This is a genomic window from Streptomyces tendae, assembly GCF_008632955.1.
Lineage (GTDB): Bacteria > Actinomycetota > Actinomycetes > Streptomycetales > Streptomycetaceae > Streptomyces.
Genome location: NZ_CP043959.1, coordinates 5,266,254 through 5,285,547, shown reverse-complemented (window position 1 = coordinate 5,285,547; position 19,294 = coordinate 5,266,254). Strand labels below are relative to the sequence as shown.

18 protein-coding genes and 1 riboswitch are annotated in these 19,294 nt (G+C 70.8%); of the genes, 15 read left to right on the top strand and 3 right to left on the bottom strand.

What is annotated here, in order from left to right; genetic code table 11:
• The first annotated feature begins 135 nt into the window (after positions 1-135).
• The 4 genes from ctaC (at position 136) to F3L20_RS24315 (ending at position 4,670) form a co-directional block, all read left to right on the top strand.
• Positions 136-1,128 carry an aa3-type cytochrome oxidase subunit II gene (gene ctaC / locus F3L20_RS24330; RefSeq protein ID WP_382681993.1) on the top strand — a complete coding sequence of 331 codons (993 nt, stop codon included), beginning with the start codon at positions 136-138 and terminating at the stop codon, positions 1,126-1,128.
• Positions 1,125-2,861: an aa3-type cytochrome oxidase subunit I gene (ctaD, locus tag F3L20_RS24325; RefSeq protein WP_024882623.1), complete on the top strand. Its 1,737-nt coding sequence runs from the start codon at positions 1,125-1,127 to the stop codon at positions 2,859-2,861. The genes ctaC and ctaD overlap by 4 nt, the downstream gene beginning before the upstream one ends.
• Positions 2,858-3,256, top strand: a complete 399-nt coding sequence (locus tag F3L20_RS24320) for a cytochrome c oxidase subunit 4 (RefSeq protein WP_145825356.1) — start codon at positions 2,858-2,860, stop codon at positions 3,254-3,256. The genes ctaD and F3L20_RS24320 overlap by 4 nt, the downstream gene beginning before the upstream one ends.
• A gap of 130 nt (positions 3,257-3,386) precedes the next feature.
• Entirely contained in the window at positions 3,387-4,670 is a 1,284-nt protein-coding gene (locus F3L20_RS24315) for a L,D-transpeptidase (protein WP_150156155.1), read from the top strand.
• A gap of 57 nt (positions 4,671-4,727) precedes the next feature.
• Here F3L20_RS24315 and F3L20_RS24310 read toward each other — a convergent pair whose 3' ends face one another.
• Positions 4,728-5,129, bottom strand: a complete 402-nt coding sequence (locus tag F3L20_RS24310) for a hypothetical protein (protein ID WP_150156154.1) — start codon at positions 5,127-5,129, stop codon at positions 4,728-4,730.
• Between the two features lie 215 nt (positions 5,130-5,344).
• Here F3L20_RS24310 and ctaE point away from each other — a divergent pair, with 215 nt between their 5' ends.
• From ctaE to F3L20_RS24280, 6 genes are all read left to right on the top strand, one after another.
• Positions 5,345-5,956, top strand: coding sequence for an aa3-type cytochrome oxidase subunit III (ctaE, locus tag F3L20_RS24305; protein ID WP_031019600.1), 612 nt, complete (start codon positions 5,345-5,347; stop codon positions 5,954-5,956).
• 81 nt (positions 5,957-6,037) lie between these two features.
• Positions 6,038-6,850 carry a cytochrome bc1 complex diheme cytochrome c subunit gene (gene qcrC / locus F3L20_RS24300; RefSeq protein ID WP_150156153.1) on the top strand — a complete coding sequence of 271 codons (813 nt, stop codon included), beginning with the start codon at positions 6,038-6,040 and terminating at the stop codon, positions 6,848-6,850.
• Positions 6,847-7,905, top strand: coding sequence for a cytochrome bc1 complex Rieske iron-sulfur subunit (gene qcrA / locus F3L20_RS24295; RefSeq protein ID WP_150156152.1), 1,059 nt, complete (start codon positions 6,847-6,849; stop codon positions 7,903-7,905). Before qcrC ends, qcrA begins: the two co-directional genes overlap by 4 nt.
• Positions 7,902-9,539, top strand: coding sequence for a cytochrome bc1 complex cytochrome b subunit (qcrB, locus tag F3L20_RS24290; protein ID WP_150156151.1), 1,638 nt, complete (start codon positions 7,902-7,904; stop codon positions 9,537-9,539). Before qcrA ends, qcrB begins: the two co-directional genes overlap by 4 nt.
• A gap of 149 nt (positions 9,540-9,688) precedes the next feature.
• Positions 9,689-10,753 (top strand): anthranilate phosphoribosyltransferase, encoded by a 1,065-nt coding sequence (gene trpD / locus F3L20_RS24285; RefSeq protein WP_145825350.1) that lies wholly within the window; start codon positions 9,689-9,691, stop codon positions 10,751-10,753.
• Between the two features lie 72 nt (positions 10,754-10,825).
• Positions 10,826-10,942, top strand: a riboswitch (SAM riboswitch).
• A 161-nt stretch (positions 10,943-11,103) separates the two neighbouring features.
• Positions 11,104-12,465 carry an aminotransferase class V-fold PLP-dependent enzyme gene (locus tag F3L20_RS24280; protein ID WP_150156150.1) on the top strand — a complete coding sequence of 454 codons (1,362 nt, stop codon included), beginning with the start codon at positions 11,104-11,106 and terminating at the stop codon, positions 12,463-12,465.
• A 112-nt stretch (positions 12,466-12,577) separates the two neighbouring features.
• Here the strand turns inward: F3L20_RS24280 and F3L20_RS24275 are convergent, their stop codons facing one another.
• Both F3L20_RS24275 and F3L20_RS24270 read right to left on the bottom strand, forming a co-directional pair.
• Positions 12,578-12,859, bottom strand: coding sequence for an Lrp/AsnC family transcriptional regulator (locus tag F3L20_RS24275; RefSeq protein ID WP_024882613.1), 282 nt, complete (start codon positions 12,857-12,859; stop codon positions 12,578-12,580).
• Complete coding sequence (locus F3L20_RS24270) at positions 12,856-13,593, bottom strand: rhomboid family intramembrane serine protease (protein WP_150156149.1); 738 nt, start codon at positions 13,591-13,593, stop codon at positions 12,856-12,858. The genes F3L20_RS24275 and F3L20_RS24270 overlap by 4 nt, the downstream gene beginning before the upstream one ends.
• Before the next feature lie 156 nt (positions 13,594-13,749).
• On the opposite strand from F3L20_RS24270, the gene F3L20_RS24265 reads away from it, so the two are divergent.
• The 5 genes from F3L20_RS24265 to F3L20_RS24245 all read left to right on the top strand — a co-directional run bounded on the left by F3L20_RS24265 (position 13,750) and on the right by F3L20_RS24245 (position 19,097).
• Positions 13,750-13,989 carry a hypothetical protein gene (locus F3L20_RS24265; RefSeq protein ID WP_073936621.1) on the top strand — a complete coding sequence of 80 codons (240 nt, stop codon included), beginning with the start codon at positions 13,750-13,752 and terminating at the stop codon, positions 13,987-13,989.
• A 67-nt stretch (positions 13,990-14,056) separates the two neighbouring features.
• Positions 14,057-15,400, top strand: coding sequence for an NYN domain-containing protein (locus F3L20_RS24260; RefSeq protein ID WP_150156148.1), 1,344 nt, complete (start codon positions 14,057-14,059; stop codon positions 15,398-15,400).
• A gap of 231 nt (positions 15,401-15,631) precedes the next feature.
• Positions 15,632-16,672, top strand: a complete 1,041-nt coding sequence (locus F3L20_RS24255) for a C40 family peptidase (protein WP_145825346.1) — start codon at positions 15,632-15,634, stop codon at positions 16,670-16,672.
• Between the two features lie 187 nt (positions 16,673-16,859).
• A complete protein-coding gene (locus tag F3L20_RS24250; protein ID WP_150156147.1) occupies positions 16,860-17,873 on the top strand; it encodes a C40 family peptidase in 1,014 nt (337 codons plus the stop codon).
• A 33-nt stretch (positions 17,874-17,906) separates the two neighbouring features.
• Positions 17,907-19,097, top strand: coding sequence for a hypothetical protein (locus F3L20_RS24245; RefSeq protein ID WP_167534594.1), 1,191 nt, complete (start codon positions 17,907-17,909; stop codon positions 19,095-19,097).
• The last annotated feature ends 197 nt before the right edge of the window (positions 19,098-19,294 follow it).

Sequence of the window (19,294 nt, the reverse complement as noted above, 5' to 3'; positions counted from 1 at the left end):
GACCTCAAAAGGCGTCGGCTAGGGTTTGGTCCGCATAAACATCCAAACCCCTGCCCGACGCAGGGCGGCGACCGACCAGCGAGAAGGCCAGGCCGCAGCCGAACAGCGCGGGCGAGACTCTCGGGAAGGCGCTACGTGAGTCCCAACGGCTCCGACCTCCCCCACGGCCTGGAAGGCGTGGGCGGTACCCCCAAGCCGCGGCGCCCGATGCGGCGGAAGCTGCTGCAGGCACTGACCGCGGGCCTGGTCCTGGCGACCGCCACCGGTTGCACATGGGAGGACTTCCCCCGCCTCGGCATGCCCACCCCCACCACGGAAGAGGCCCCGAGGATCCTCTCCCTGTGGCAGGGGTCCTGGGCGGCCGCGCTCGCCGTCGGCGTGCTGGTGTGGGGCCTGATCCTGTGGAGTGCTTTCTTCCACCGGCGCAGCCGCACCAAGGTCGAAGTACCTCCGCAGACCCGGTACAACATGCCCATCGAGGCGCTGTACACGGTGGTCCCCCTCATCGTCGTCTCGGTGTTCTTCTACTTCACCGCCCGCGACGAATCCGAGCTGCTGAAGCTCGAGAAGAAGCCCGACGTCACGGTGAACGTGGTCGGCTTCCAGTGGAGCTGGTGCTTCAACTACGTCGAGAACGTCGAGGGTTCCACGGGCGACGCCAAGACGTCCAAGGAACTCGACCCGATCCCGGACCGCTACAAGGAGGCCTTCCCGGCCGACGCCGGCGGTGTCTACGACTGCGGCATCCCCGGAACCCGGAACCCGCAGACCAACAACCCGGGCCCCACCCTGTGGCTGCCCGAGGGCAAGCGGGTCCGCTTCGTGCTGACCTCGCGTGACGTCATCCACTCCTTCTGGGTGGTGCCGTTCCTGATGAAGCAGGACGTCATCCCGGGCCACACCAACGCCTTCGAGGTGACCCCCAACCGTGAGGGCACCTTCCTGGGCAAGTGCGCCGAACTCTGCGGCGTCGACCACTCCCGGATGCTGTTCAACGTGAAGGTCGTCTCCCCCGAGCGGTACGAGCAGCACCTGAAGGACCTCGCGAAGAAGGGGCAGACCGGCTACGTGCCCGCGGGCATCGAGCAGTCCGGCCCTGAGAAGAACCGGGAGTCGAACATCCTGTGAGCATCCTCAACGAACCCCAGGGTGCCGCGGCAGCAGGGTCCCACTACGAGGACGAACTGCCGGTCAGGCGCCAGAGCCGTGGCAACGTGGTGGTCAAGTGGCTGACCACCACGGACCACAAGACGATCGGCACGCTGTACCTGGCGACGTCGTTCGCGTTCTTCGTCATCGGTGGCGTGCTCGCCCTGGTGATGCGCGCCGAGCTGGCCCGCCCGGGCCTGCAGATCGTGTCGAACGAGCAGTTCAACCAGGCGTTCACGATGCACGGCACGATCATGCTGCTGATGTTCGCGACGCCGCTGTTCGCCGGCTTCGCGAACTGGATCATGCCGCTGCAGATCGGCGCGCCCGACGTGGCGTTCCCGCGGCTGAACATGTTCGCCTACTGGCTCTACCTGTTCGGCTCGCTCGTCGCGATCGGCGGTTTCCTCACGCCCGACGGCGCCGCCGGCTTCGGCTGGTTCGCCTACTCGCCGCTGTCGGACGCGGTCCGCTCGCCGGGTCTGGGCGCCGACCTGTGGATCATGGGTCTGGCCTTCTCCGGCTTCGGTACGATCCTCGGCTCGGTCAACTTCATCACCACGATCATCTGCATGCGCGCTCCCGGCATGACGATGTTCCGCATGCCGATCTTCACCTGGAACGTGCTGCTCACCGGTGTGCTGGTGCTGCTCGCCTTCCCGGTGCTGGCCGCGGCGCTGTTCGCCCTGGAGGCGGACCGCAAGTTCGGGGCACACATCTTCGACTCGACGAACGGCGGGGCGTTGCTCTGGCAACACCTCTTCTGGTTCTTCGGTCACCCAGAGGTGTACATCATCGCGCTGCCGTTCTTCGGCATCGTCTCCGAGATCATCCCGGTGTTCTCCCGCAAGCCGATGTTCGGCTACATGGGCCTCATCGGCGCGACCATCGCGATCGCGGGTCTGTCGGTGACGGTGTGGGCGCACCACATGTACGTCACGGGCGGTGTGCTGCTGCCGTTCTTCTCCTTCATGACCTTCCTGATCGCGGTCCCGACCGGTGTGAAGTTCTTCAACTGGATCGGCACCATGTGGAAGGGCAGCCTGTCCTTCGAGACACCGATGCTGTGGACGCTGGGCTTCCTCATCACGTTCACCTTCGGCGGTCTGACCGGCGTCATCCTGGCCTCGCCGCCGCTGGACTTCCACGTCTCCGACTCGTACTTCGTGGTGGCGCACTTCCACTACGTGGTGTTCGGCACCGTGGTGTTCGCGATGTTCGCCGGATTCCACTTCTGGTGGCCGAAGTTCACCGGCAAGATGCTCGACGAGCGGCTCGGCAAGATCACCTTCTGGACGCTGTTCATCGGCTTCCACGGCACGTTCCTGGTCCAGCACTGGCTGGGTGTCGAGGGCATGCCGCGCCGGTACGCGGACTACCTCGCCGCGGACGGCTTCACCGCCCTGAACACGGTCTCGACGATCGCCTCGTTCCTGCTCGGCATGTCGCTGCTGCCGTTCTTCTACAACGTCTGGAAGACGGCCAAGTACGGCAAGCCGGTCGAGGTCGACGACCCGTGGGGCTACGGCCGCTCCCTGGAGTGGGCGACCTCCTGCCCGCCGCCCCGGCACAACTTCCTCACCCTGCCGCGGATCCGCAGCGAATCCCCGGCGTTCGACCTGCACCACCCGGAGATCGCCGCGCTCGACGAGCTCGAGAACGCCGGTCACGGCGAGAAGGCCCTCTCCGGCGGCAAGGAGGCCGGCAAGTGAAGATCCAGGGCAAGATGTTCGTCTGGCTGAGTGTCTTCTTCCTGGCCGTCGCCGTGGTCTACGGCCTGTGGTCGAAGGAGCCGGTCGGTACCACCGCCCTCGTCCTGGCCTTCGGCCTGAGCATCATGATCGGCTTCTACCTGGGCTTCACGGCCCGGCGGGTCGACGTGGGCGCCCAGGACAACAAGGAGGCGGACGTCGCCGACGACGCCGGCGAGGTCGGGTTCTTCAGCCCGCACAGCTGGCAGCCGCTGGCCCTGGCCGTGGGCGGCGCCCTGGCCTTCATGGGCGTGGCGATCGGCTGGTGGCTGATGTACTTCTCGGCGCCGATCCTGCTGATCGGCCTGTGGGGCTGGGTCTTCGAGTACTACCGCGGTGAGAACCGCACCCAGTAGCACGCCGCGAGGCACCCGGGAGCCCGGACACTCCGTCAGGAGGGTCCGGGCTCCCGCTTTTGCCTCATCCGCCTCACCCGTTCGGGCCGCCCGGTGAGCCGATGCCGCCCCGGCTCCCTAGCGTGGGGCCATGAGAGACACAGAGTCCCCCCGGACCGGCCCCCGGGCCCGCCGGGGCCGCCTCATCGGCTGCACGCTGCTGGTGACGGCCCTCGGCGCGGGCGTCACCGGCTGCTCCTCCGACGGCAGCCCGCTGTCCGCCGAGCCGTACGACGCGGCGGACCAGATCTCCTTCAGCGGCTCCCTCGACGAGGGCAAGCCCGCCGACCCCGACAAGCCCCTCGAGATCGTCGCCAAGGACTCCGACGGGCGCATCACGGACGTCACCGCCGTGGACGCCGCCGGACGCCGTCTGGCGGGCGAGCTGGCCGCCGACGGCAGCCGCTGGCACAGCACCACCCCGCTGGCCGCCGACGCCCAGTACACGGTCCGCGTGAGCACCGAGGACGAGGACGGCGCGCCCGGCCGCAAGGTCCTCACCTTCACGACGGGCAAGACCGGCACCGCCAAGCGGCTGGGCGTCACCTTCGGCCCCGAGGCGGGCACGTACGGCGTCGGCCAGCCGCTCGTCGCGGAACTCAGCGAACCGGTCAAGGACCGGGCCCAGCGGGCCGTCGTGGAACGGAGCCTGAAGGTCGACTCCACGCCCGCCGTGACCGGCGCCTGGCACTGGGTCGACGACAAGAAGCTGCATTTCCGCCCCAAGGACTACTGGCCCGCCCAGGCCACCGTCCAGGTGCGCAGCAACCTGGAGGGCATCAGGATCGGGGACCGGCTCAGGGGCGGCGCGGCGAAGCCGCTGACGATCCGGACCGGTGACCGGGTGATAGCCCTCACCGACGCGGCCACGCACCGGCTGACGGTCTACAAGAACGACGAGGAGATCAAGCAGATCCCCGTCACCACCGGCAAGCCCGGCTTCGAGACCCGCAACGGCGTCAAGGTGGTGCTCGCCAAGGAACGCTTCGTACGCATGCGCAGCACCACCGTCGGCATCGCCGAGGGATCGTCCGAGTCGTACGACCTGGATGTGCACTTCGCCACCCGGGTGACCTGGAGCGGCGAGTACGTGCACGCCGCCCCGTGGTCCGTCGGCTCCCAGGGCTACGCCAACGTCAGCCACGGCTGCGTGGGCATGAGCACCGCCGACGCCGAGTGGTTCTTCGACACCTTCCGCCAGGGCGACCTCGTCGAGGTCGTGAACTCCGAGGGCGACACGATGGAGCCGTTCGGCAACGGCTTCGGCGACTGGAACCTGGACTGGGACAAGTGGCGCGCGGGCAGCGCCCTGACGGCCGGCGGGACGGCGCCCGACACCGGGGAGGCGGCGCGTCTGCGGCCCGCGACCCTATGAGGCTCGCCGGAGGCGTCACAGGGCCGCGGCGGGGCACCACCCGCCGCGGCAGGTGGCTCAGGCGCCCGCGAGGGCCTTCTGCCGCAGCAGGGAGGCCAGGGCGGACGCGAACTCCACCGGCTCCACCGGAAGCGTCACCGCGGCCTCCGCGCGGCTCCAGGTCGCCAGCCAGGCGTCCTGCGGCCGCCCGATCAGCAGCAGCACCGGGGGGCAGTTGAAGATCTCGTCCTTGATCTGGCGGCACACCCCCATGCCGCCCATCGGAACGGCCTCGCCGTCCAGCACGCACACGTCGACGCCGCCGCGGTCCAGCTCCTTGAGCACGGCCGCCGGCGTCGCGCACTCGATGAACTCCACCAGGGGCACGTCCGGCGCCGGGCGCCGCCCGGTGGCGAGCCGCACCTGCTCCCGGGTGTTGGCGTCGTCGCTGTAGACCAGCACCGTGGCGGTCGCCTGCATTGTTCCTCCACGCGTCAGAGAGAGGGCACGGCTCGGTCGGGACCCTCGGGTACCGATGGCGCGGATGCTACCCCCTCGGACCGCCCCTCAACACTGGTTCGGACACGGCTTCGAAGAGGGCTTTCATGGGCCATACGGGCAGTCCAGGAGGGGCGAACACACCGAACGGCACCCCCGGGAGTGAGGGCGGGATAAGCGACCGACATAATGTCGGCGTGGCGACAGCAACGACAGTAGACACCGGGCACGCGCACCCGTCGGTCAACCGACCGAACCTCACCAGCGTCGGAACCATCATCTGGCTGAGTTCCGAGCTGATGTTCTTCGCGGCCCTCTTCGCGATGTACTTCACCCTGCGATCGGTGACCGGACCCGACTTCTGGTCGGAGAAGGCCGACCTGCTGAACTTCCCGTTCTCGGCGACGAACACCACGATCCTGGTGCTCTCCTCGCTCACCTGCCAGCTCGGCGTCTTCGCCGCCGAGCGCGGTGACGTGAAGAAGCTCCGGATGTGGTTCATCGTCACCTTCATCATGGGCGCGGTGTTCATCGGCGGCCAGGTCTTCGAGTACACCGAGCTGGTCAAGCACGAGGGCCTGTCCCTCTCCTCCGACCCGTACGGCTCGGCCTTCTACCTGACCACCGGCTTCCACGGCCTGCACGTGACGGGCGGCCTGATCGCCTTCCTGCTGGTCCTGGGCCGGACCTACGCGGCCCGGAGGTTCACCCACGAGCAGGCGACCGCGGCCATCGTCGTGTCCTACTACTGGCACTTCGTCGATGTCGTCTGGATCGGCCTCTTCGCCACGATCTACATGATCAAGTAGGCGGGCCCTCATCCGCGCGCGCTGGACACAGCGCACCCAACAGAAGCATCGACGCAGAAGATCCTGACACCGGGGTAATCCGTGAAAAAGCTCTCCGCACGACGACGCCATCCGCTGGCGGCGCTCGTCGTCCTACTCCTCGCGCTGGCATGCACCGGGGGGCTGTACGCCGTGTTCGCACCCGCGGACAAGGCGCAGGCCGACGAAACCGCCCAGTCCCTCACGATCAAGGAGGGCCAGAAGCTCTACACGGTCGGCTGCGCCAGCTGCCACGGCACCGGTGGTCAGGGCACGTCCGACGGCCCCAGCCTGGTGGGCGTGGGCGCCGCGGCGGTCGACTTCCAGGTGAGCACCGGCCGCATGCCGGCCGCCACCTCGCAGAGCGCGCAGATCCCGCGCAAGAAGAACATCTACAGCCAGGCCGAGATCGACCAGCTGGCGGCGTACATCGCCTCCCTGGGCGCCGGCCCGGCCATCCCGACGGAGGCGCAGTACGGCCCCGAGGGTGCCGACGCCGCCAAGGGCGGTGAGCTGTTCCGCAACAACTGCGCGCAGTGCCACAACTTCACCGGCAAGGGCGGTGCGCTCACGCACGGCAAGTACGCCCCGAACCTGGACGGCGTCTCGCCCAAGCACATCTACGAGGCCATGCTCACCGGCCCGCAGAACATGCCCTCCTTCCCCGACACCACCCTGTCGGAGCAGAACAAGAAGGACGTCATCGCCTACGTGAAGGCGGTCAACGGCGAGGACACCGAGAGCCCCGGCGGCCTGTCGCTGGGCGGCCTCGGCCCCGTCTCCGAAGGTCTGTTCGCCTGGATCTTCGGACTGGGCGCCCTGATCGCGGTCGCCGTCTGGGTCGCCGCTCGGACCGCAAAGGCCAAGAAGTCATGAGTAGCCAAGACATTCCCGAAGAGAACCTGCCCGCAGCGCAGGACACCGGCCACGGAGCGGTGAAGCTCGCCAACGAGCAGAACCCGTTCGCCGACCCCGGCCTGCCGCCGCACGAGCCGCGGATCCAGGACATCGACGAGCGGGCCGCCAAGCGGTCCGAGCGTACGGTCGCCCTGCTGTTCACGGTGTCGATGCTGGCCACCGTCGGCTTCATCGCCTCGTACGTGACCATCCCGGTCGACAAGTCGGTCTACATCTGGCCGCTCGGTCACATCAGCGCGCTGAACTTCGCGCTGGGCATGACGCTCGGCCTGGCCCTGTTCTGCATCGGCGCCGGCGCGGTCCACTGGGCCCGCACGCTGATGTCGGACCACGAGCTGGCCGACGAGCGTCACCCGATCGAGGCCGCTCCCGAGGTCCGGGCGAAGGTCATGGACGACTTCCGCCAGGGCGCCAAGGAGTCGGTGATCGGCCGCCGGAAGCTGATCCGCAACACCATGTTCGGCGCGCTGGCGCTGTTCCCGCTCTCCGGCGTGGTGCTGCTGCGCGACCTCGGGCCGCTGCCCGAGGACAAGCTGCGCCACACCCTGTGGGGCAAGGGCAAGCTGCTCGTCAACATGAACACCAACGAGCCGCTGCGCCCGTCGGACCTGATCGTGGGTTCGCTGACCTTCGCCAAGCCCGAAGGCCTGGAGGAGCACGACCACGGGTTCCAGACCGAGATCGCCAAGGCCGCCCTGATGCTGGTCCGCATCCAGCCGGACGACATCAAGGACAAGCGCTCGCTCGAGTGGTCGCACGAGGGCATCCTGGCCTACTCGAAGATCTGCACCCACGTCGGTTGCCCGATCTCCCTGTACGAGCAGCAGACGCACCACGCCCTGTGCCCCTGCCACCAGTCCACCTTCGACCTCTCCGACGGCGCCAAGGTGATCTTCGGTCCCGCCGGTCACCCGTTGCCGCAGCTGCGCATCGGCGTGAACGACGAGGGTTACCTCGAAGCGCTCGGCGACTTCGAAGAGCCCGTCGGCCCTGCTTTCTGGGAGCGCGGATGAGTACTACGACCAGCACCGATTCCCGCTCGCGCGGGAAGGCACCGGCCGGTGAGCGGGTCGCCGACTGGGCGGACGGCCGGCTGGGGATCTACTCCCTGGCCAAGGCCAACATGCGCAAGATCTTCCCCGACCACTGGTCGTTCATGCTGGGTGAGATCTGCCTGTACAGCTTCATCATCATCATCCTCACGGGTGTGTACCTGACGCTGTTCTTCCACCCGTCGATGAACGAGGTGGAGTACCACGGCAGCTACGTCCCGCTGCAGGGCCAGCTGATGAGTGAGGCCTACAAGTCGACGCTGGACATCAGCTTCGACGTCCGTGGCGGTCTGCTCATCCGGCAGATCCACCACTGGGCCGCGCTGATCTTCGTGGCCGGCATGTTCGTGCACATGATGCGCGTGTTCTTCACCGGCGCGTTCCGCAAGCCGCGTGAGATCAACTGGCTGTTCGGCTTCCTGCTGCTCGTCCTGGGCATGTTCACCGGTTTCACCGGCTACTCGCTCCCGGACGACCTGCTCTCCGGCACCGGTATCCGCTTCATGGAGGGCGCGATCCTGTCCGTGCCGATCGTCGGCACGTACCTCTCGTTCTTCCTCTTCGGCGGCGAGTTCCCCGGCGACGACTTCGTGGCCCGGTTCTTCTCGATCCACGTCCTGCTGCTGCCGGGCATCATGCTCGGCCTCGTGGTGGCGCACCTGATCCTGGTCTTCTACCACAAGCACACGCAGTTCGCGGGCCCCGGAAAGACCAACAAGAACGTGGTCGGCATGCCGCTGCTGCCGGTGTACATGGCCAAGGCCGGAGGCTTCTTCTTCCTGGTCTTCGGTGTGCTCGCGGCCGTGGCCGCGATCGCCACGATCAACCCGATCTGGGCCATCGGCCCCTACCGGCCGGACATGGTCTCCACCGGTGCCCAGCCGGACTGGTACATGGGCTTCTCCGAGGGCCTGATCCGTGTCATGCCGGGCTGGGAGATCAACTTCTGGGGTCACACGCTCGTCCTGGGCGTGTTCATCCCGCTGATGATCTTCCCGCTGGTCCTGGCGGCCATCGCGGTGTACCCGTTCATCGAGTCCTGGGTCACCGGCGACAAGCGCGAGCACCACATCCTGGACCGCCCGCGCAACGCCCCGACGCGCACCGCGTTCGGTGTCGCCTGGATGACGCTGTACTTCGTGCTCCTCGTCGGCGGCGGCAACGACATCTGGGCCACGCACTTCCACCTGTCGATCAACGCGATCACCTGGTTCGTCCGCATCGCGTTCTTCGTCGCCCCGGTCGTGGCGTTCATCGTCACCAAGCGCATCTGCCTCGGCCTGCAGCGCCGGGACAAGGAGAAGGTGCTGCACGGCCGCGAGTCGGGCATCATCAAGCGCCTGCCGCACGGTGAGTTCATCGAGGTGCACGAGCCGCTCAGCCAGGAGCAGCTCTACACCCTCACCGCGCACGAGCAGCCGAAGCCGCTCGAGATCGGCCCGGAGGTCGACGAGAACGGCGTCCGGCGCAAGGTGAAGGCCGGCGAGAAGCTGCGCGCGAAGCTCAGCAAGGGCTTCTACGGCGAGGAGTCCCAGGTTCCGAAGCCGACCGTCGAGGAGTACAAGGAGATCACGAGCGGCCACGGCCACCACTGATCCCGAAGCTGCTCCACCCGTCGCCACACGACAGCGAAGGGCCCCCGTCCGTTCTGCGGACGGGGGCCCTTCGCCGTGCCCGGGGCTGGATAGGGTGGGTCCGGGACCGCGCCGGTCCCGGCCATCCGCCACTACCGTCAGGAGCGACCATGAGCGCTGTGACCCCCGCTGGAGGCGACAACGCGGCGGGCCGCTCCTGGCCCGCCCTGCTGAACGGCCTCCTGGACGGACGGAACCTGTCCGCCGACGACACCGCCTGGGCGATGGACCTGATCATGCGGGGCGAGGCGACCGACGCGCAGATCGCCGGCTTCGCGGTGTCCCTGCGCGCCAAGGGAGAGACGGTCGAGGAGATCACCGGCTGCGTCCGGGCGCTGTACGCCCACGCCAACGTCATCGACGTGCCGGGCGCCACCGTCGACATCGTCGGCACCGGCGGCGACGGCGCCAAGACGGTGAACATCTCCACCATGTCCTCCATCGTCGTGGCCGGCGCCGGCGCGAAGGTCGTCAAGCACGGCAACCGCGCCGCGTCCTCCGCCTCCGGCGCCTCCGACGTCCTGGAGAAGCTGGGCGTCAACCTCGAACTCACCCCGCGCCGGGTCGCCGAGGTCGCCGAGGAGGCCGGGATCACCTTCTGCTTCGCGGTGAGGTTCCACCCGGCGCTGCGCCACGTGGCCGCCGCCCGCGGCCAGCTCGGCATCCGCACGGTGTTCAACTTCCTCGGCCCGCTGGCCAATCCGGCCCAGGTCAAGGCCCAGGCGGTCGGCGTCGCCGACCCGCGGATGGCGCCCATCATGGCCGGGGTGTTCGCCGGGCGCGGCCACTCCTCCCTGGTGTTCCGCGGCGACGACGGCCTGGACGAGCTGACCACCACCGGTACCTCCCGGGTGTGGGTGGTCCGCGACGGCGCGGTGACCGAGGAGAGCTTCGACCCGCGTGACGTCGGCATCGAGCTGGTGCCGGTGGAGGCTCTGCGCGGCGCCGACGCCTCCTACAACGCCGAGGTCGCCCGCCGGCTGCTGGACGGCGAGCGGGGCCCGGTGCGGGACGCGGTGCTGCTGAACTCCGCGGCGGCGCTGGTGGCGCTGGAGCCGGGCGGCGGCACGCTCACCGAACAGATCCGCGCCGGGATGGACAAGGCGGCCGAGTCGATCGACTCCGGCTCGGCCAAGCGCGTCCTGGAGCGCTGGGTGGCCGTCAGCAACGCCTGAGGAGGGTGCGGTCGTCCCGAGATCCGGACCCGGGTTGCGGGACGCCGGTCACCTCACGTAATTTCCCTGTCAGGTCATGAGTGACAGTCACAAGGCCCCGGCCGGCTGTCCGGCAACCCTCCGTCCGTGGCGGGGTGCCCCGGGTGAGGACCAGGCCGTGAGCAGCAGGGCTCACGGCAAGCGCGGACCCCTCGCACACCAGGGGTCCTGGTCGTCGAGGAGCCTTCCGTGAGCAAGCGAATGCGCTAGGGCGCCGAGCCCCGCCTCCGCACACCCTTTTCACTCTTCTTCCCGCGCCGGCGCGCCGTCCGTTCGCGCGGGGATCCGTCCTGCCTCACGGGAGTTACGCCATGTCCGTCTCCGCCGTTGCCGCCGCCCCCACCGTCCGTGCCCCGCTGCCCGTCCTCGGCCGGGACGTCGCCGTCCCGCTCGTCACCGGCGGCGAGGTCACCTACGCCGCGCTCGACTACGCCGCCAGCGCCCCCGCCCTCCAGCGGGTCTGGGACGACGTGGCCGCGTACGCCCCGTACTACGGCAGCGTCCACCGGGGCGCCGGGTACCTGTCGCAGCTGTCCACCGACCTGTTCGAGAACGCCCGCCGGACGGTCGCCGAGTTCCTCGACTGCCGCAGCGGGGACCAGGTGGTGTTCACCCGGTCCACCACCGACTCCCTGAACCTGCTCGCCGCCGCCCTGCCCGAGGGCTGCGAGGTCTTCGTCTTCGAGACCGAGCACCACGCCTCCCTGCTGCCCTGGCGGGGTGTCCGGGTGACGTACCTGGACGCGCCGGGCAGCCCCGCGCAGGCCGTCGCGACCCTGGAGCGCGCCCTCGCCGACCGTGACCCCTACGGCCCGGCCCTGGTCTGCGTGACCGGCGCCTCCAACGTCACCGGTGAGCTGTGGCCGGTCCGCGAACTGGCCGCCGCCGCGCACGCGCACGGCGCCCGGATCGTGCTGGACGCCGCCCAGCTCGCCCCGCACCGCGCGGTGAGCGTGCGCGACCTGGACGTCGACTGGGTCGCCTTCTCCGGACACAAGCTGTACGCCCCCTTCGGCTCCGGAGTGCTGGCAGGGCGCGCCGACTGGCTGCGCGTGGCCGAGCCCTACCTCGCGGGCGGCGGCGCCAGCCGCAAGGTCGCCCGGCGCGCGGACGGCGGGGTGGACGTGGAGTGGCACGACGGCGTCGCCCGCCACGAGGCCGGCTCGCCCAACGTCATCGGTGCCCACGCCGTCGCCTCCGCCTGCACGGCGCTCGCCGAGGCCGGCTTCGACGCGCTGGCGGCGCGGGAGGACGCGCTGGTCAGCGCGGTGCGGGAAGGGCTGGCGGACGTGGCGGAGGTGCGGTTCCTGTCGCTGTTCGGCGACGACGCGCCGCGGGTCGGGGTGCTGTCCTTCGTGGTCGACGGCTGGAACAGCTCCCACTTCTCGGCGGCGCTGTCCGCGGAGTACGGCATCGGTGTGCGGGACGGGCTGTTCTGCGCGCACCCGCTGGTGCGGCGGCTGGTGGGCAGCGAGGCCGGGGGGCAGGGGGAGTGCGGGGCGCCGGACGCGGGGTCGTTGAACGCGATTCGGGTCAGCTTCGGGGCCGGGACGCCGGACGAGCATGTGGAGCGGTTCGTGCGGGCGGTGCGGGAGCTGGTCCGTGACGGTGCGCGGTGGACCTACCGGACGGTGGAGGGGCGGTGCGTGCCGGACACGTCGGCGCGGGCGTAGGAGGGGATTCGCCCCCGCCGCCCTTTTCCCTTCCCGACCCGGGGCTCCGCCCCGGACCCCGCACCTCGCACGCCGGAGGGCTGAGACGCAGCCCGTCCGGCGTGCGAGCGGGCTAGCTGTCCAGGCCGATGGCGAACGCCGCCTCCAGGTCGTGCTGGGAGTACGTGCGGAACGCCACGTGCGTGTCCGTGCCCTCGACCCCCTGGATCTTGCTGATCCGGCCAGGGATGACCTCCGCCAGGTCCTCGTGCTCGCGGACCCGCACCATGGCGATCAGGTCGTAGGTGCCGGTGACGGAGAAGACCTCGCTGACGCTGTCCAGCGCGGCGATCTGTTCCGCGATCTCGGGGATCCGGTCCACGCTGGTCTTGATGAGGACGATCGCGGTGATCACGGCTGGTTCTCTCCCTCGGGAGCCGGAGCAGGGGCGGACTTCACTGTAGTCGCCCCGCCGCGCCACACCCATGCGCAGCCGATCCCCAGGCCGAAGCCCACGAGGTGCGCCAGATGGGCCACGCCCGGCCCGCCCTCAGCCGTGCGTCCCGCGGCCGCCCACTGCAGGGCCGCCCAGAACGGCAGGACCACCCACGCGGGCAGCCGTACCGGCAGGAAGAGCGCGAACGGCAGGAGACTGGTGACCCGCCCCCGGGGGAACAGGAACAGGAACGCTCCGAGGACCGCCGAGATCGCTCCCGAGGCCCCGACCAGGGACCGCTCGGAGCCGGCGTTGGCGGCGGCGTACCCCAGCAGGGCGAGGTAGCCGCAGCCCGCGCAGCAGAGGGCGAACCGCACGCGGCCCATCCGTGCCTCGGTCATTGGTCCGAACACGTGGAGGAACAGCATGTTGCCGAGCAGGTGCACCCAGCTGCCGTGTACGAACAGTGCCGTGGCGGGGGTGAGGACGGCCGCGGGGGACCCGTCGAACAGGTCTGCGGGGATCACGCCCCAGCGGCGGAAGTAGGCGCGCTGGGCCGCCAGCAGCTCGTCCCCGGAGCCGTGGGCCGGGTGCAGTCCCGAGGCCGGCCCGACGAGGAAGACCAGGCAGCACAGCACGATCAGGGTGCGGGTGACCGGCGCGGGGGTGGTCCGGATCGCCCCGGCGGCCGTCGCGGCCCAGTTGCGGATCATGGCTACAGAGCATGACGTAACCGGACGCACCCGTGCAGACCGCCTCGCCGCCGTGGACAGGCGGGCGGCGGGCACCCGGCAGGCCGTAGGGTTACGAGCCACACGCACCGGCCACCCGGTGCGTCACGGACACTGGAAGGAAGGCGAACAGCCACGATGACGGTTCCTCTGCCGACCGCCTCGACGCGGTGGCGCTGCACGCTCTGCGGCAACCTCACCCGTTTCGACGTGACCCGCTCGTCGAAGGTCGTCGAGTACGTGCACCTCGATCTGGCCGGAGAGCCCAAGGTCGAGGAGCGCGAGGTGCTCGATGAGACGATCGAGTCGGTACGGTGCCGCTGGTGCAACGCCGTGGATCAGGTGGAACTCGTGGACAGGCCGGGCGCCGGCTCCTGAAGCGGAGCGGGCCCCGCTGACGGCGGCCCCCGGGGCGGGGCCGCACACAGGCATTGGGGTGTGACGGATGGTGGAGACCACGGGCGGGGGGCCGCAGGACGGCGCCGCCGAGGTGCTCGACCGCCCGCTGCCCGACGGAGTGCGCCGCCGGGTCGTCCAGATCGTCGCGGACGGCTTCGGCGGGCTCACGGTCGCCGAGCTGCCCGCGCAGCTGCGGCAGTACGCGCGGTTCACCCCGAGCCGCCGCGCCAAGTTCGCCGGGAACGCCATGGCGGCGGCGCTGGAGACCGACCCGCTGTTCCGGCAGCGCATCGGGGAGAAGCTCAGAGAGGCCCAGCCGGAACTGACCGGCGCCCTGGACTCCGGCTCCCCGCCCCCGGCCGCGGACCCGCTCGATGTGGCGGCCGCGGCCTATGTGCTCCGCCCGGCCGGCTGGGTCAAGCTGGTCACCGCCGCCGGCGAGGAGGCCCAGCGCGCCGACGCCGAGCGCGCCGACGAGGAGACCCGCGCCGAGCTGGAGCGGCTGCGCGCCGAACTGGACCGGGCCCGTGACCACACCAGGTCCGAGACCGAGCGGCTGCGCGTCGAGCTGGACGCGGCGAAGAAGGAGACCGAGTCGCTCCACCGCAAGCTGCGCTCCGCCCTCGCGGACGTCAAGCGCGGCGAGGCCGCCGTGCGCAAGCTGCGGGGCGAGATGGAGGCCGTACGCGCCGAGGGGCATGCCCAGGTGTCGGCCGCCGAGAGCGAGAGCCGGCGCCTCAAGGCCCGGCTGGGGGAGACCGAGGCGGCCCTGGAGGCCGCCCGCCGGGCCGCCCGCGAGGGCCGCAGCGTCGAGGACATGCGGGTACGGCTGCTGCTCGACACCGTGCTGGACGCCGCCCAGGGACTGCGGCGCGAACTGGCGCTGCCTCCCGTGTCGGTGCGGCCCGCGGAGACCGTGGACGCCGTGGAACCGGGCCGGATGACCCCGAAGGACATCGCCGCCCGCGCGCTGTCCGAGGACGACCCCGCCATCGTCGACCAGTTGCTGGCGCTGCCGCAGGCGCATCTGGTCGTCGACGGCTACAACGTCACCAAGACCGGCTATCCCCAGATGCCGCTGGAGAAGCAGCGGTTGCGCCTGCTGGGGCAGCTGGCACAGCTCGCCGCGCAGACCGGCGCCGAGGTCACCTGTGTCTTCGACGGCGCCGAACTCGCCGCGCCGGTCCTGCTGGCCCCGCCGCGTGGGGTGCGGGTGCTGTTCTCCAAGCCGGGCGTCACCGCGGACGAGCTCATCCGCCAGCTGGTGCGCGCCGAGCCTCCGGGGCGCCCGGTCATCGTCGCCTCCACCGACCGCGAGGTCGCCGACGGGGTCGCACGCGCCGGCGCGCGCCCCGTCGCGTCCGCCGTGCTCCTCAAAAGGCTTTCCTAATATCTGATGCACATCCGTCCCTCGTGCAACGTACCTGACCAATGCCCGAATTGACGGAACCGTCACGCAACGTAGCGTCAAGAAGGCGTCACTGCAGGTGAGTTGCGGGGCGATAAACGCGCTGTAGCGGAGATTTTGTGCCCAGGGATTTGAACTGATCACAAGAGAATCACTAGGGTCAGTCTTCGAACCCTCGCTCGCGCGATCACTCTCGAGAAGGAGCTCGTCTCCGTGGCGTCCCACCGTCGTCCCAAGCAGCCGAGCCGCGCACGCGTGACTGTGCTCACCACTGCCGCCGCTGCCGCCGTCGTCATGAGCTCGCAGGCTGCCAACGCCGCCCCGAGCGAGAAGCCGAGCAAGGACGAGGTCAAGGCCAAGGTCGACAAGCTCTACGAGCAGGCCGAGCAGGCCACCGAGAAGTACAACGGCGCCAAGGAGAAGCAGGAGAAGCTCCAGAAGGAGATCTCCACCCTCCAGGACAACGTCGCGAAGGGGCAGCAGGAGCTCAACGACCTGCGCGACGGCCTGGGTTCGATGGCCAGCGCCCAGTACCGCAGCGGCGGCATAGACCCGTCGGTGCAGCTGTTCCTCTCCGCCGACCCGGACGACTACCTCGACAAGGCGTCCACGCTCGACCAGTTGAGCGCCCAGCAGGTCGAGGGTCTGAAGAAGATCCAGGAGAAGCAGCGCGAGCTCGCCCAGCAGCGCTCCGAGGCCGCCGAGAAGCTCAAGGACCTCTCCTCCACCCGCGCCGAACTGGGCAAGAAGAAGAAGGAAGTCCAGGGCAAGCTCGCCAGCGCGCAGAAGCTGCTCAACAGCCTCACCGCCGCGGAGAAGGCACAGCTCGCCGACGAGCAGAGCCGCGCCACCCGCGCCAGCGAGCGCGACGCCCTCTCGGTCAACGTCCCGCCCGGCTCCGGCCGCGCCGCCGCCGCCTTCGCCGCCGCGCAGAGCAAGCTGGGCACCCCCTACGTCTACGGCGCCACCGGCCCGTCCTCCTTCGACTGCTCGGGCCTGACCTCTTGGGCGTACGCGCAGGCGGGCGTCGGCATCCCGCGCACCTCCGAGGCGCAGACCGGCGCCGGCACCAAGATCTACTCGGTGGACCAGCTCAAGGTCGGCGACCTGGTGTTCTTCTTCAACGACCTGCACCACGTGGGCCTCTACGCGGGCAACGGCCAGATCATCCACGCCCCCCGCACCGGCACCGTCGTGCGCTACGAGTCGATGAACACCATCGGCGGCCCCTTCATGTTCGGCGTGCGCGTCTGACCCGACCCGGGTGCCCCCGTTCGGGGGATTCCCGGCGGTCCCGCTCCGCCCCACGCCCCGCCTCGACCCCAGGTCACAGGCGGGGCGTCACCGTGTGTGCCCGCCCTGGCCGTGGATATGCCGGCGGTCCCGGAGGCTACTGTCTGCCGCGTTTCCCTGTCCGCCAGCGGAAGGAGCGCGGCTTCCCGTGGGGTCCCATCGTCGTACCGCACCGTCTTCAGGATCCGACCGGAGCACCGTCCTCGCCCTCGGCCTGCTCTCCGCGGCGGCCACCGCGCTCGGCGCGGTGCCGGCCACGGCCGCGCCGCAGGAGGACACCCGGGCCGAGGTCGACCGCCTCTACGAGGAGGCGGAGAAGGCCACCGAGGCGTACAACGCGGCCGGGGAGCGGGCCGACACCCTGCGCCGGGAGATCGCCGACCTCCAGGACGTGGTCGCCCGCAAGCAGCAGCGCGTCAACACCATGCGGGAGTCGCTGGGTTCGCTCGCCGGCTCCCAGTACCGCTCCGGCGGGCTGGAGCCCACCCTGGCCCTGCTGCTCTCCGACGACCCGGAGGACTACCTCGAGAAAGCCTCCGCGCTCGACCGGATCGGTGTCCACCAGAGCGCCGAACTGAAGAAGCTCCGCGGCACGTTGCGCTCCCTCGCCCAGGACCGCGCCGAGGCGTCCGGGCGGCTCGGCGCGCTGGAGCGCAGCCGCAAGGCCGCCGCCACCCACAAGCGGACCGTGGAGAGCAAGCTCGCCGAGGCCCGCCGGCTGCTGGGCTCCCTCCCGGCCGGCGAACGCGCCGCCTGGGACCGGGCCTCCCGCTCCGCCCGCGCCGACCTGCTCGGCCCCGGCGGCGCCCCCGCCTCGGGCCGCGCGGCCGCCGCCGTCGCCGCCGCCCGCTCCGCCCTCGGCAAGCCGTACGTATGGGGCGCCAACGGCCCCTCCGGCTTCGACTGTTCCGGACTGACCCAGTGGGCGTACGCCCAGGCCGGGGTCGCGCTGCCGCGCACCTCGCAGGCCCAGCGGTACGCCGGACGGCAGGTCCCGCTGTCCGAGGCCCGCCCCGGCGACCTGGTCCTCTACCGCGCCGACGCCTCCCACGTGGGGATGTACATGGGCAACGGCCAGGTGATCCACGCGCCCTACCCGGGCGCCCCCGTGCGCTACGACCCGGTGGGCATGATGCCGGTCTCGTCGGTCACCAGGGTCTGACCTCGGCGGCCCTGCGCCCGTACCCTCGGAAAGGTGGCTGGTCGAACGCGGGTGTCCGGGGCGGCGGTGGCGGCGTTGTGTCTGCTGCTCGTCGCCCTCGTGGGGTGCGGTGGAGGGCCCGCCGTGGACGCCGCCCGCGCGCAGGTGCAGTCCCTGCTCGACCGGCGCGCGGAGGCGGTCCTCGACCGGGACGCCGCCGCCTACGCCCGTACCGGCACCCGGGACGGGTTCGACAACCTGCGCGCGGTGCCGCTCGCGGACTGGTCCTACCGCGTCACCGCGCTGGACCGCACCGGCGACCACGCCACCGCCGCCGCCGACCTCAGCTACCGCGTCGAAGGCCACGACCCCTCCCCGGTCGTCACCGCCCGCACCCTCAGCCTGAGCAGGGACCGGGACGGCCGCTGGTCGGTGGACTCCGACCGCCCCGCCGACGACTCCGGCCAGCAGCTGTGGGACCAGGGCCGGGCCCAGGCCGTCCGCGGCGAGCGGAGCCTGGTGCTGGGCGTCGGGCAGTCCGCCGCGACCCTGCGCGACTACGCGGAGCTCGCCGACCGCGCGGTGCCCGCCGTCTCCGACGCGTGGGGCGCGCGCTGGGCCCGCAGCGTCGTCGTCCTGGTCCCCCGGACGCTGGAGGGCATGGCCGGCCTCCTGGGCTCGCCCCCGTCCTCGTACCGGGGCATCGCGGCCGTCACCACCGGGGCCACCGGGGCCGGCCCCCGCGCCCCGGCGGACCGGGTCATCGTCAACCCGGACGCCTTCGGCCTGCTCGGCGACTCGGGACGGCAGGTCGTCCTCACCCACGAGACCACCCATGTCGCCACCCGCGCGCACACCTCCGCCGCGACCCCGCTGTGGCTGTCCGAGGGGTACGCCGACTGGGTCGGCTACCGCGACGCCGCCCGCAGCCCCGCCGAGGCGGCCCCGGAGCTCGCCCACGCCGTGGGCCGGGGCGAGGTGCCGGGCGCGCTGCCCGAGGACGACGAGTTCGGCTTCACCGGCGACGCGGACGGGCTGGCCCGGGCCTACGAGGGCAGCTGGCTGGCCTGCCGGATGATCGCCGACCGCTGGGGCGAGGACCGCCTCGGCGCCTTCTACCGCGCCGTGGGCGCGCACCGGGACCGGGAGGGCGCGGTGCGGGACGCCATGAGCCGGGTCCTCGGCACCACGCCGGAGGACTTCACCCTCCAGTGGCGCGACTACGTACGGGCGGCGCTGCGCTGAAGCGGGGACGGCTCCCCGCCGTTGGGCTGAGTCTCGTCGGTGGGTGCGGGGTGGGGGGTGGTCGCGCAGTTCCCGCGCCCCTTAGGGGTGCTCGTTCCGGCCCGGGGGGCAGGGTGGTCCCGCCGGTGGGTTGCGCGTCGTCGGTGGGTGCGGGTGGTGGGGTGGTCGCGCAGTTCCCGCGCCCCTTAGGGGTGCTC